The following is a 12,451-nucleotide window of genomic DNA, read 5'->3' on the forward strand; positions in this document are numbered from 1 at the left end:
AGGACGCCGGGTTAGCCGCGCTGGGCCAAGGATGGCCCATCGCGGCGGCCCACGGTCCAAAGCCGGAGTGGGCACACCGAGCCTAAGCGAGGTGCCGAGTGGTGGGGCATGAGCGTTTTGCTTACTTTTGCGCTCTTCAAAAGTGAGCCGCTGTAAGAGCGGAACCATAAGTGGCCATCACCCAAATAACGGATATACACCCAAACCCCAGCCACAAAAAAAGGCACGACCCTCACAGGTCGCACCTTCTTCACAAGCCAAAGATCTGTCAGCTACCCAAAGCCTTGGAAGCCAACCAGAACAACCCGGCCGAAAGGCCCACAGTCGCCGGCAAGGTCAACACCCAAGCCATCAAAATGGTCTTAACGGTGCCGCCTTGCAGCCCACTCTTGTTAGCCACCATGGTCCCGGCCACACCCGAAGACAACACATGGGTCGTGGAAACCGGCAGGCTAAAGATGTTAGCCAAACCAATCATGCTGGCCGTGGTGATCTGCGCCGACATGCCCTGGGCATACGTCATCCCTTGCTTGCCGATCTTCTCACCAATTGTCAACACCACACGCTTCCAGCCCACCATGGTGCCCAGGCCCAAGGCCAGCGCTACCGCCAGGATCACCCAGAACGGTGCATATTCGGTAGTAGCCGTCAGATCCTTGCGCAACTTGTCCAGGTCCGACTTCTCACGCGCTTCCAGGCCAGGCAACTTGCCCACCTTCTTCGCGGTGTCATCCAGGCACAACAGATAACGACGCACTTCAATGCGGTGCTCGGCAGTCAGCGAATGGTAGTCAGAGACACCCTTCAATGTATCCAGCAGGGCGTTGATGGTCGGTTCAGTCTGCTGCGGATTGCACTGGAACTTGCCCGGCAAATCGTCTTTCACACTCTTGCCCAGAGCGAGGAACTCACCGAGGGTTTCGTGATTACGCTGGTAGAACTGATTCAAGTGCAGCGTCGCGTCGCGGGTACGCTCGATCTGGTAAGTGGTGCTGCCCAAGTCCAGTACGAACTGCGCCGGGACGATACCAATCAACACCAGCATGATCAGGCCGATACCTTTCTGACCATCGTTGGAGCCGTGCACGAAGCTCACGGCCATTGCCGAAATCACCAGTACCAGGCGGTTCCAGAACGGCGGGTGCTTCTTGTCGTCGAGCTTGCGGCGCTGGTCCGGTGTCTTGTGCATCTTTGACAGCGGGCGCCACCACTTCAGGCCGAGCAGCACCAGGGCTGCCACCACGAAACCGGCCATCGGCGAGAACACCAGCGAGGCACCGATATCGATCGCTTTCTGCCAGTTCACGCCGTCAGCCAGGGGAATGTCGTTGATCAGGGCGTTGGCCAGGCCGACACCGAGGATCGAGCCGATCAGGGTGTGGGAACTGGACGCCGGGATCCCGAAATACCAGGTGCCGAGGTTCCAGGTGATCGCCGCGGCCAATAATGAGAAGACCATGGCCAGACCGTGGCCGGTGTTCACATTGATCAGCAACTCCACCGGCAGCAAGTGCACGATGGCATATGCAACACCGACACCGCCGAGCAACACGCCGAGGAAGTTGAACACCCCGGAGAAGAACACGGCCAGATGCGGAGGCATGGCTTTGGTATAGATGACTGTGGCAACCGCGTTAGCGGTGTCATGAAAGCCATTGATGAACTCGAAGGCGAGGACAAAGGCCAGGGCGAGCAACAGGCTCACTAGAACCCAAGCATCCAGTCCGCTGAATAAATCGATCATGAAGGTTTTCTGACCCGGTCGTAAGGGGGCGCGATTATGCCAGAAAACATCGGTAATCAATGCACTAGCTGCTCATCGGTAACATTCTTCAACGAAAAAAAATGGCGGGGAGGGGCGCATCCCGGTGTTTTCGGGGCTTTGGCAAGTGGTTGATTTACAAGGAGGATGCTTTAAATGTGCGGCTTATACCGCTGGAAGGAAGCATCTGAAACAATTGTATGAAATTTCGGTAAGACGCCATATAGGCGCTTCCCTCCGCCAGCGCGGTACTGGCAGAGAGATGGCACCTCTGGAAGCTCAATCCGAATCGCTTATGGCTCTTCGGCTTTGAGGTCCTGTTCAATCTTTTGGATTTCCTGGGCAAAGGCCTGGTCGAGCAGACTGGCTCGTTTGCGCCATGGCTTGCGTTCAGGTTCTGGTTGGGCGGCGTAGGTGGTGACTTCCCCGCCGTAAACATCCTTGTAACGTTGTTCCTGGCGCTCAAGTTCCGCGCGCAGTTCGTCTTTCGTCACATTGTTACCTAATTGAGTTGAGTTTGATTCCGGCGAAGCGCGATGCCGGGAAGTCGCCCCGGTATACCATCAACCCGAAAGATCAGCGTGTGAAGGTATACAGGAAAAACCACTTCTTTATTGCACGCGGCCACGATGCCGGAGAAGAACAGCTGTCGTAGCAACAGTTTTCTTGTTCACAACCACAAGCAGTTGGCAGGCATTTGAAATGAGTGTCAGGTACTTGCGGCGCAGCTTGCACAAAGCCGGTACACGGCTGGGTGAGGTTCGTCCTCGAGGGCGAGACGACTGGCCTCTACACAGGATGCATTATAGCGACGCGTTTGAATAACACTATCGCGATCAAGTTAAAAATCGTCAACTTTGTGTGAGAGTTTTGTTACGCGCGCAGGTGAGGTACTTGCTGAACTATTGGCGTCATAAATGGTGAAGCTTTCTAAACGCGGTAAATAAATCTTAACTTCTCTCGTACATCAGTCGATTCTGAAAGTCGCTTGAGAAGCCACCCTGGTGGACGATCCGGATCCGACACCAGCCGGCAGTGAAAAATTGCGATAATCGAATGGTCGTCCGATAATCGCCCAATGTTGGCCTCGCTGCCTTGTGTATCAATTGCACGGCGGCTTGTAATAGCGCTCACCCCCGCAGCGGTTAAAAATAAGAGAAAGGACCCCAAATGAACGATCAATTGCGCAACTCCTTCGCATCAGTGGCGCCGCCGATCGTTGCGTCACCGGCCAAGCGTATCCAGGCGTTTACCGGTGATCCGGACTTCATGACCTCTCTGGCCCGTGGCCTGGCCGTGGTGCAGGCGTTCCAGGAACGCAAGCGCCACCTGACCATCGCCCAGATCAGCCACCGCACGGAAATTCCCCGCGCCGCCGTACGCCGTTGCCTGCATACCCTGATCAAACTCGGCTACGCCACCACCGACGGGCGTACCTATTCGCTGCTGCCCAAGGTGTTGACCCTCGGCCACGCGTACCTGTCGTCCACGCCCCTGGCGGTTTCCGCCCAGCCCTACCTGGACCGCATGAGCGAACAACTCCACGAAGCCTGCAACATGGCGACCCTGGAAGGCGATGACATCCTCTACATTGCCCGCTCCGCCACCACCCAGCGCCTGATTTCTGTCGACCTTTCCGTGGGCGGCCGTCTTCCGGCCTACTGCACCTCCATGGGCCGTATCCTGCTGGCGGCGCTGGATGACGCCTCGCTGCAGGACTACCTCGACCACGCCGACCTGCAAACCAAGACCAGTCGCACCCTCACCACCCCGCAAGCCTTGCTCGAATGCCTGCAGGAAGTGCGGCAACAAGGCTGGTGCATTGTCGACCAGGAACTGGAACAGGGCCTGCGTTCCATCGCCGTGCCGGTGTACGACGCCTCCGGCCAGGTGCTGGCCGCGCTGAACGTCAGCACCCATGCCGGGCGGGTCAGCCGCAGTGAGCTGGAGCAGCGTTTTCTGCCAAGCATGCTCAGCGCCAGCCAGGAGCTGAGTGCCCAGCTGTTTGCGTAAGCTGTTCGGTGACCGCACAGATCCCGGCTGGACGAATTGACGGTGTTTCCCAAGGCTTATTAATGTGCGGCAGCGCTTCAAGGCGCCGCCCCAATAATAATGACGACTCAAGGTCGTTCGCCCGCCCATCGGTGTGGAAATAAAAATAATGAATCAGCCTTCACCTGCTGTCGGTACTTGCCTGGACGTTCAGTCCTTCATCAACGCCCAGCCGCTGTCGCGGTATCAGTGGCGGGTGGTGATCCTGTGTTTTCTCATCGTCTTCCTCGACGGCCTCGACACGGCCGCCATGGGCTTTATTGCCCCGGCGCTGTCCCAGGACTGGGGCATCGACCGCGCCAGTCTCGGTCCGGTGATGAGCGCCGCGTTGATCGGCATGGTCTTTGGCGCCCTCGGCTCCGGCCCGCTCGCCGACCGCTTCGGGCGCAAGGTGGTGCTGGTGGGGGCGGTATTGGTGTTTGGTGCCTTCAGCCTGGCATCGGCCTACAGCAGCAACGTCGATCAACTGCTGATCCTGCGTTTCCTCACCGGCCTGGGCCTGGGCGCGGGCATGCCGAATGCCACGACGCTGCTCTCCGAATACACCCCGGAGCGCCATAAGTCGCTGCTGGTGACCAGCATGTTCTGCGGCTTCAACCTGGGCATGGCCGGTGGTGGGTTTATCTCGGCCAAGTTGATCCCGGCCTTTGGCTGGCACAGCCTGCTGATGATCGGCGGCATCTTGCCGTTGATCCTCGCGGTGGTGTTGCTGTTCTGGCTGCCGGAGTCGGCGCGTTACCTGGTGGTGCGCAATCGCGGCACCGACAAGGTGCGCAAGACCCTCGCGCCCATCGAGCCCAGCATCGTCGCCCAAGCCTCAAGCTTCAGCGTACCCGAGCAAAAAACCGTCAAGGCGCGCAACGTGTTCGCGGTGATTTTCTCGGGCACCTACAGCGCCGGCACCTTGTTGTTGTGGCTGACTTATTTCATGGGCCTGGTGATTGTTTACCTGCTGACCAGTTGGCTGCCGACCCTCATGCGTGACAGCGGCGCCAGCATGGAACAGGCCGCATTTATCGGTGCGTTATTCCAGTTCGGCGGCGTGCTAAGCGCAGTCGGCGTGGGCTGGGCGATGGATCGGTTCAATCCCCACAAGGTCATCGGCACCTTCTATCTGCTGGCCGGGGTGTTTGCCTACGCGGTGGGGCAGAGCCTGGGCAATATCACGCTGCTGGCGACCCTGGTGCTGATCGCCGGTATGTGCGTCAACGGTGCGCAATCGGCGATGCCATCGTTGGCCGCACGCTTCTACCCGACCCAGGGCCGTGCCACCGGTGTGTCGTGGATGCTCGGCATCGGCCGTTTTGGCGCGATCCTCGGTGCATGGATGGGCGCAACCTTGCTGGGCCTGGGCTGGAACTTCGAACAGGTGCTGACGGCACTGGTGATACCAGCGGCATTGGCTACCACCGCGGTGGTGATCAAGGGCATGGTCAGTCATGCGGACGCCACCTGAGGCGGACCGATAGCAAGACAACAATCCGTTCGATAATCGAACACTCAGTCGATTATCGGATTGTTTGGCCTCAACCCCCGGCTTAATCTTCAAGCACTTCGGCGCTGCCCCCAGCGCCTTTTTCGATCGATACCGGGAGCCCAACCCCATGGCTGAAATCCTTTCGCTGGCTGATGCGGTCAAGCAGTTCGTGAATGACGGCGACACCGTTGCACTCGAAGGCTTTACTCACCTGATCCCTACGGCGGCAGGTCATGAAATCATTCGTCAGGGCAAGAAAGACCTGACCCTGGTGCGCATGACGCCTGACCTGATCTACGACCAGTTGATCGGCGCCGGCTGTGCACGCAAGCTGATTTTCTCCTGGGGCGGCAACCCGGGCGTGGGCTCCCTGCATCGCCTGCGGGACGCGGTTGAAAAGCAATGGCCGCAACCGCTGGAGATCGAAGAACACAGCCACGCCGACCTGGCCAATGCCTACGTCGCCGGTGCCTCCGGCCTGCCATTCGCGGTGCTGCGGGCCTACGCCGGTTCCGACCTGCCCAAGGTCAACCCGCTGATCAAGACCGTGACTTGCCCCTTCACCGGCGAAGTGCTGGCTGCCGTGCCATCGGTGCGCCCGGACATCACCGTGATCCACGCACAAAAGGCTGACCGCAAGGGCAATGTGCTGCTCTGGGGCATCCTCGGGGTGCAGAAAGAAGCGGCCCTGGCGGCCAAGCGCTGCATCGTCACCGTCGAAGAAATCGTCGATGACCTCAAGGCACCGATGAACGCCTGCGTCCTGCCGACCTGGGCCCTGACTGCCGTGTGTCATGTGCCGGGTGGCGCGCATCCGTCCTACGCCCACGGTTACACCGAGCGTGACAACCGCTTCTACCAGGCCTGGGACCCGATCGCCCGGGACCGTGAGACGTTTACTGCGTGGATCAACGAATACATCCACGGCACCGCCAACTTCAGTGAATTCCAGGCCAAGCTGGCCACCGCGCAGGAGGCCAAATAATGGCTTACTCCACCAATGAAATGATGACCGTCGCCGCCGCGCGCCGCCTGAAGAACGGTTCGGTGTGCTTCGTTGGCATCGGCCTGCCTTCCAAGGCTGCCAACCTGGCGCGCCTGACGTCGTCGCCGGATGTGGTGCTGATCTATGAGTCCGGCCCGATTGGCGCCAAGCCATCCGTGCTACCGCTGTCCATCGGCGACGGCGAGCTGGCGGAAACCGCTGACACCGTGGTGCCTACCGGTGAGATTTTTCGCTACTGGCTGCAGGGCGGGCGCATTGACGTCGGCTTCCTCGGTGCGGCTCAGGTCGACCGTTTCGGCAATATCAATACCACCGTGGTCGGTGATTATCACCAGCCCAAAGTGCGCCTGCCGGGTGCCGGTGGCGCGCCGGAGATCGCCGGCTCCGCCAAGAGCGTGCTGATCATCCTCAAGCAGTCGGCGCGTTCGTTTGTCGACAAGCTGGACTTCATCACCTCGGTTGGCCACGGCGAAGGCGGCGACTCACGTAAGCGCCTGGGTCTGCCAGGCGCCGGTCCGGTAGGCATCATTACCGACCTGTGCATCATGGAACCGGAGGAGGGCAGCCACGAGTTTATCGTCACCGCCCTGCACCCCGGCGTAACCCGTGAGCAAGTGGTAGCCGCCACCGGTTGGGCGATTCGTTTTGCCGACCAGGTGACCACCAGCGCCGAACCTACCGAGATTGAACTGACCGCCCTGCGCGACCTTGAGGCACGCACTGCTGCGGCCCACGGCCAAGCCCCCGGAGAAGCCTGATGCGCGACGTATTTATCTGTGACGCCATTCGTACCCCCATCGGCCGTTTTGGCGGTGGCTTGTCCACCGTGCGTGCCGATGATCTGGCGGCACTGCCGATCAAGGCGCTGATGGAACGCAACCCATCGGTGGACTGGAACGCGGTGGATGAAGTGTTCCTCGGCTGCGCCAACCAGGCCGGCGAAGACAACCGCAACGTGGCGCGCATGGCAGCATTGTTGGCGGGCCTTCCGGAAAGCATTCCCGGCGTCACCCTGAACCGCCTGTGCGCCTCGGGCATGGACGCGATCGGCACGGCTTTCCGCGCCATCGCCAGCGGCGAAATGGAGCTGGCGATTGCCGGTGGTGTTGAGTCGATGTCCCGCGCACCGTTTGTGATGGGCAAGGCTGATGCGGCGTTCTCGCGCAACATGAAGCTGGAAGACACCACCATCGGCTGGCGTTTCATCAACCCGTTGATGAAGGCCCAGTACGGCGTCGATCCGATGCCGCAAACCGCCGACAACGTGGCCGACGATTACAAAGTCTCCCGCGCCGATCAGGACGCCTTCGCCCTGCGCAGCCAGCAACGTACCGCTGTTGCACAGGCTGCGGGATTCTTCGCCGAAGAAATCGTGCCGGTGCGTGTCGCCCATAAAAAAGGCGAAACCCTGGTCGAGCACGACGAGCATCCGCGGGCCGATACCACTTTGGAAGCCCTGGCCAAACTCAAGCCGGTCAACGGCCCTGACAAGACTGTCACTGCGGGCAACGCCTCGGGTGTGAACGACGGCGCCGCAGCACTGATCCTGGCCTCCGCTGAAGCCGTCAAAAAACATGGCCTGACCGCCCGCGCTCGTGTGCTGGGCATGGCCAGCGCCGGTGTGGCGCCTCGCGTCATGGGCATCGGCCCGGTGCCGGCGGTGCGCAAACTGGTGGAGCGCCTGGGCCTGGCGGTCACCGATTTTGATGTGATCGAGCTCAACGAAGCCTTCGCCAGCCAGGGCCTGGCCGTACTGCGTGAACTGGGGATTGCCGACGACGCGCCGCAGGTCAACCCGAACGGTGGCGCCATTGCCCTTGGCCATCCGCTAGGCATGAGCGGCGCGCGTTTGGTACTGACTGCTCTGCATCAGTTGGAAAAAACCGGTGGCAGCAAAGGCCTGGCGACCATGTGTGTTGGTGTTGGCCAAGGCTTGGCCCTGGCGATCGAACGCGTTTGAGACCCACAAGAAGAAAGAGGATTGCTCCATGAGTGACAAGCCCGGATACCGGCGCCCGCAAGCGGGTACTCAGCCTGATTACCTGCACCCGGCCTACCAGTCGACGAACCTGCGTTCGCCGTCCAAGCCGTTGGTGTTCCTGCCCCATTCCTTGTCGGAAATCACCGGCCCGACTATCGGCGCCGAGCGCATCAACGAGAAGGACAACGACCTGACCGCCCAGCATGAAGGCGAGCCCCAGGGCGAACGCATCATCATTCACGGGCGCGTGCTGGATGAAAACGGCTTGCCCGTTCCCGGCATCCTCGTGGAAATCTGGCAGGCCAATGCTGCCGGCCGCTACAACCACAAGCGCGACCAGCACGACGCGCCGCTGGACCCGAATTTCACCGGTACCGGGCGCACGGTCACCGACGCCGAGGGCTGGTACCAGTTCCAGACCATCAAGCCCGGCGCCTACCCGTGGGGCAACCACCACAACGCGTGGCGCCCGGCGCACATCCACTTCTCGCTGTTCGGCCCGAGTGTGCTGACGCGGTTGGTGACGCAGATGTATTTCCCCGGCGACCCGCTGCTGGCCTACGACCCGATCTACAACTGCGTCCCGGACACGTCCGCCAAGGAACGCCTGATCGCCAGTTTCGACCTGGAAAAAACCATTCCGCACTATGCCCTCGGCTACCGCTGGGACATCGTCCTGCGCGGCCGCGACGCCACGCCGATGGAGAAATGAGATGAGCCTCAACGCGACTACTTCCCACACCGTCGGGCCGTATTACCACATCGGCCTGACCTGGCTGAACCGCGAAGACCTCACCGTTGCCGCCACCCTCGGTGAGCGCGTGGCGATCACCGGGCAGGTGGTGGATGGCAACGGCGATGTGGTCAACGACGCCATGCTGGAAGTCTGGCAGGCCAATGCGGCCGGCAAGTACGACCATCCTGAGGATGAGCAGGACAAGCCGGTGGACCCGAACTTCGAAGGCTTTGGCCGGGTGCCGGTGGATGCCGAAGGGCGTTTCAGGTTTACCACCATCAAGCCGGGCAGTGTGCCGGGGTTGAAGGGCACGACCCAGGCGCCGCATTTGGTGGTGCTGGTGTTTGCCCGTGGGTTGGTGAAGCACCTGCTGACGCGGATTTACTTTGACGGTGAGGCGGCGAATGGCGATGACGCGCTGTTGGCGTGTGTGCCGCAGGAACGCCGGCGCACGTTGATCGCCAAGGCGGATGCGACGGGTGTGTATCAGTGGAATGTGATTTTGCAGGGCACAGACGAGGAGACGGTGTTCTTCGATTATTGAGTTGGCTGGGGACCTGTCGCAGGCAAGCCGGCTCCCACAGGGGAATGCATTCCAAATGTGGGAGCCGGGTTTGCCCGCAATGAGGCCGGCACAGGCAACAAATATCCAAAAGTCTGCTTGCGGAACATGGTTGTTGCAAAGTATGTCTAGGCTATAACCGTTCCCACTGAGTGAAAAAACATGACAACAAAAACCAGCCACTACACCGGAGAAGAACGCAGCAAAAGGATTTTTGCGATTGTCGGTGCCTCTTCCGGCAACCTCGTCGAATGGTTCGACTTCTACGTCTATGCCTTCTGCGCCATCTATTTCGCCCCGGCGTTTTTCCCGTCGGACGACCCCACCGTGCAACTGCTCAACACCGCTGGCGTGTTCGCCGCCGGCTTCCTGATGCGCCCCATCGGCGGCTGGCTGTTCGGCCGGGTGGCGGATAAACACGGTCGCAAGAATTCGATGATGATCTCGGTGCTGATGATGTGCGCCGGCTCCCTGGTCATCGCCTTTTTGCCCACCTATAAAGACATCGGCGCCTGGGCCCCGGCCTTGCTGCTGGTGGCCCGGTTGTTCCAGGGCCTGTCGGTAGGCGGCGAATACGGCACTACCGCTACCTATATGAGTGAAGTGGCGCTCAAGGGCCAGCGCGGGTTCTTTGCCTCGTTCCAGTACGTGACCCTGATCGGCGGGCAACTGCTGGCGGTGTTGGTGGTGGTGATCCTGCAACAGATACTCACCGAAGATGAACTGCGGGCCTGGGGCTGGCGGATTCCGTTTGTGATCGGCGCCATTGCGGCGGTGATCTCGCTGCTGCTGCGTCGCACCCTGAAAGAAACCACCAGCAAGGAAATGCGTGAAGACAAGGACGCCGGCAGCATTGCCGCGCTGTTCCGCGATCACAAGGCCGCGTTTATCACCGTGCTCGGCTACACCGCCGGCGGTTCGCTGATTTTCTACACGTTCACCACCTACATGCAGAAGTACCTGGTGAACACCGCCGGGATGCACGCCAAGACCGCCAGCTACATCATGACCGGCGCGCTGTTCTTCTACATGTGCATGCAGCCGGTGTTCGGCATGCTGGCGGACAAGATTGGCCGCCGTAACTCGATGCTGTGGTTCGGTGCCCTGGGCACGCTGTGCACTGTGCCGATCCTGTTGACCCTGAAAACCGTCAGCAGTCCGTTCCTGGCCTTTGTGTTGATCACCCTGGCCCTGGCCATCGTGAGCTTCTACACCTCCATCAGCGGCCTGGTGAAAGCCGAGATGTTCCCGCCACAAGTGCGTGCATTGGGCGTGGGCCTGGCGTATGCGGTGGCGAACGCGATCTTCGGTGGTTCGGCGGAGTACGTGGCTTTGGGTCTCAAGTCCATGGGCATGGAGAACACCTTCTACTGGTACGTCACGGCGATGATGGCGGTGGCGTTCCTGTTCAGCTTGCGCTTGCCCAAAGAGGCGGCGTACTTGCACCACGATCTGTAACCGGCTGGCGCATGCCCCTCTTCGGGTATGCGCCACCTAGGGATGTTTTATGACGATGCGCACGAGCAACCAACTGTTCGACGCCTATTTCACTGCCAACAGCATGGCCGAAGTGTTCTGCGACCAAGGGCGCTTGCAGGGCATGCTGGATTTCGAAGCGGCACTGGCCCGGGCCGAGGCTCAGGTCGGGTTGATCCCGCAAGCGGCCGTCGCACCGATTGCCCAGGCCTGCCTGGCTTCTCTCTACGACGTGGATGCCCTCGGCGAGGCGATTGCCACGGCGGGCAATTCGGCGATTCCGTTGGTCAAGGCCCTCGGCAAATTGATCGCCAGCGAAGATGCCGGCGCGGAACGTTATGTGCATCTGGGCGCTACCAGTCAGGATGTGATGGACACCGGCCTGGTGCTGCAACTGCGCAGCGCTGTCGAGTTGATCGAACACGATCTGGCGCGGTTGGGTGACATTCTTGCCGCCCAGGCTCAGCGCTATGGGACAACTCCTTTGGCTGGCCGGACGTGGCTGCAACATGCGACGCCGGTCACCCTGGGCATGAAAATCGCCGGCTGGCTCGGCGCAGTCACCCGAAGTCGGCAGCGCCTGAGTGAGCTCAAGCCGCGTTTGCTGGTGCTGCAATTTGGCGGTGCTTCCGGAACCCTGGCAGCCCTTGGCGAACAGGCGATGCCGGTGGCGCAAGCCTTGGCGGCCGAGTTGCAGCTGGGCCTGCCGGAGCAACCTTGGCACACCCAGCGCGATCGTCTGGTGGAGTTTGCCTCGGTGCTTGGCCTGATCGCCGGTAGTCTCGGCAAACTGGGCCGCGACATCAGCCTGCTGATGCAGACCGAAGCGGCGGAAGTGTTCGAACCCTCAGCCCCCGGCAAGGGCGGCTCTTCGACCATGCCCCACAAGCGCAACCCGGTGGGCGCGGCCGTGCTGATCAGCGCCGCTACCCGCGTGCCGGGCCTGGTGGCGACGATGTTCAGCGCCATGCCCCAGGAGCACGAACGCAGCCTGGGCTTGTGGCATGCCGAATGGGAAACCTTGCCGGAAATTTGCCGGCTGGTATCCGGTGCATTGCATCAGGCGCTGCTGGTGAGTGAAGGGCTGGAAGTCGATTCCGGGCGCATGGCCCAGAATCAGGACCTGACCCAAGGCCTGGTATTGGCCGAAGCAGTAAGCATCGTCCTCGCCCAACGCCTGGGCCGCGAAACTGCGCACCATCTGCTGGAACAGTGCTGCAAACGCGCCGTCGCCGATGGGCGCCACCTGCGGGCGGTGCTGGGGGATGAGCCCCAAGTGACTGCCGAACTGTCGGCAGCCGAACTCGACCGTCTGCTGGACCCGGCGCACTACCTGGGCCAGGCACACACCTGGGTTACCCGGGCCGTGGCCGAACATTTTGCTTTGACTGCCTGAGGA

General features: G+C 61.0%; 11 protein-coding genes. 9 read left to right on the plus strand and 2 right to left on the minus strand.

Going from position 1 to position 12,451, the window contains the following annotated elements:
- Window positions 1–268 precede the first annotated feature (268 nt).
- Together K0H47_RS17010 and K0H47_RS17015 are read right to left on the minus strand one after the other, a co-directional pair.
- Entirely contained in the window at window positions 269–1,744 is a 1,476-nt protein-coding gene (locus K0H47_RS17010) for an inorganic phosphate transporter (protein WP_063032797.1), read from the minus strand.
- A gap of 311 nt (window positions 1,745–2,055) precedes the next feature.
- The gene (locus tag K0H47_RS17015; protein WP_003219834.1) at window positions 2,056–2,256 is read right to left on the minus strand and encodes a hypothetical protein; all 201 of its coding nucleotides are present in this window, start codon (window positions 2,254–2,256) and stop codon (window positions 2,056–2,058) included.
- A gap of 676 nt (window positions 2,257–2,932) precedes the next feature.
- On the opposite strand from K0H47_RS17015, the gene pcaR reads away from it, so the two are divergent.
- The 9 genes from pcaR to K0H47_RS17060 all read left to right on the plus strand — a co-directional run bounded on the left by pcaR (window position 2,933) and on the right by K0H47_RS17060 (window position 12,448).
- The gene (gene pcaR / locus K0H47_RS17020) at window positions 2,933–3,775 is read left to right on the plus strand and encodes a pca regulon transcriptional regulator PcaR (RefSeq protein WP_003219833.1); all 843 of its coding nucleotides are present in this window, start codon (window positions 2,933–2,935) and stop codon (window positions 3,773–3,775) included.
- A gap of 148 nt (window positions 3,776–3,923) precedes the next feature.
- The gene (locus tag K0H47_RS17025) at window positions 3,924–5,270 is read left to right on the plus strand and encodes an MFS transporter (protein ID WP_017479343.1); all 1,347 of its coding nucleotides are present in this window, start codon (window positions 3,924–3,926) and stop codon (window positions 5,268–5,270) included.
- A 148-nt stretch (window positions 5,271–5,418) separates the two neighbouring features.
- Window positions 5,419–6,276 (plus strand): CoA transferase subunit A, encoded by an 858-nt coding sequence (locus K0H47_RS17030; RefSeq protein WP_063032796.1) that lies wholly within the window; start codon window positions 5,419–5,421, stop codon window positions 6,274–6,276.
- Complete coding sequence (locus tag K0H47_RS17035) at window positions 6,273–7,055, plus strand: CoA-transferase subunit beta (RefSeq protein ID WP_177025525.1); 783 nt, start codon at window positions 6,273–6,275, stop codon at window positions 7,053–7,055. Before K0H47_RS17030 ends, K0H47_RS17035 begins: the two co-directional genes overlap by 4 nt.
- On the plus strand, window positions 7,052–8,257 hold the full coding sequence (pcaF, locus tag K0H47_RS17040; protein ID WP_177070999.1) for a 3-oxoadipyl-CoA thiolase: 1,206 nt from the start codon (window positions 7,052–7,054) through the stop codon (window positions 8,255–8,257). The genes K0H47_RS17035 and pcaF overlap by 4 nt, the downstream gene beginning before the upstream one ends.
- 28 nt (window positions 8,258–8,285) lie before the next feature.
- A complete protein-coding gene (gene pcaH / locus K0H47_RS17045; protein ID WP_093200953.1) occupies window positions 8,286–8,990 on the plus strand; it encodes a protocatechuate 3,4-dioxygenase subunit beta in 705 nt (234 codons plus the stop codon).
- Window position 8,991: 1 nt separating this feature from the next.
- Complete coding sequence (gene pcaG / locus K0H47_RS17050; protein WP_017479339.1) at window positions 8,992–9,558, plus strand: protocatechuate 3,4-dioxygenase subunit alpha; 567 nt, start codon at window positions 8,992–8,994, stop codon at window positions 9,556–9,558.
- A gap of 180 nt (window positions 9,559–9,738) precedes the next feature.
- A complete protein-coding gene (locus tag K0H47_RS17055; RefSeq protein ID WP_063032788.1) occupies window positions 9,739–11,034 on the plus strand; it encodes an MFS family transporter in 1,296 nt (431 codons plus the stop codon).
- Window positions 11,035–11,083: 49 nt separating this feature from the next.
- Window positions 11,084–12,448 carry a 3-carboxy-cis,cis-muconate cycloisomerase gene (locus K0H47_RS17060; protein WP_177025520.1) on the plus strand — a complete coding sequence of 455 codons (1,365 nt, stop codon included), beginning with the start codon at window positions 11,084–11,086 and terminating at the stop codon, window positions 12,446–12,448.
- The last annotated feature ends 3 nt before the right edge of the window (window positions 12,449–12,451 follow it).

It is taken from the genome of Pseudomonas sp. Xaverov 83 (assembly GCF_019352905.1).
GTDB lineage: Bacteria > Pseudomonadota > Gammaproteobacteria > Pseudomonadales > Pseudomonadaceae > Aquipseudomonas > Aquipseudomonas yamanorum.

Excerpts from the sequence above, each read along its gene's own strand:
- K0H47_RS17010 (WP_063032797.1), bottom strand. The coding sequence starts at position 1,744 with ATGATCGATTTATTCAGCGGACTGGATGCTTGGGTTCTAGTGAGCCTG.
- pcaR (WP_003219833.1), top strand. The coding sequence starts at position 2,933 with ATGAACGATCAATTGCGCAACTCCTTCGCATCAGTGGCGCCGCCGATC.
- K0H47_RS17025 (WP_017479343.1), top strand. The coding sequence starts at position 3,924 with ATGAATCAGCCTTCACCTGCTGTCGGTACTTGCCTGGACGTTCAGTCC.
- K0H47_RS17030 (WP_063032796.1), top strand. The coding sequence starts at position 5,419 with ATGGCTGAAATCCTTTCGCTGGCTGATGCGGTCAAGCAGTTCGTGAAT.
- pcaH (WP_093200953.1), top strand. The coding sequence starts at position 8,286 with ATGAGTGACAAGCCCGGATACCGGCGCCCGCAAGCGGGTACTCAGCCT.
- pcaG (WP_017479339.1), top strand. The coding sequence starts at position 8,992 with ATGAGCCTCAACGCGACTACTTCCCACACCGTCGGGCCGTATTACCAC.
- K0H47_RS17055 (WP_063032788.1), top strand. The coding sequence starts at position 9,739 with ATGACAACAAAAACCAGCCACTACACCGGAGAAGAACGCAGCAAAAGG.
- K0H47_RS17060 (WP_177025520.1), top strand. The coding sequence starts at position 11,084 with ATGACGATGCGCACGAGCAACCAACTGTTCGACGCCTATTTCACTGCC.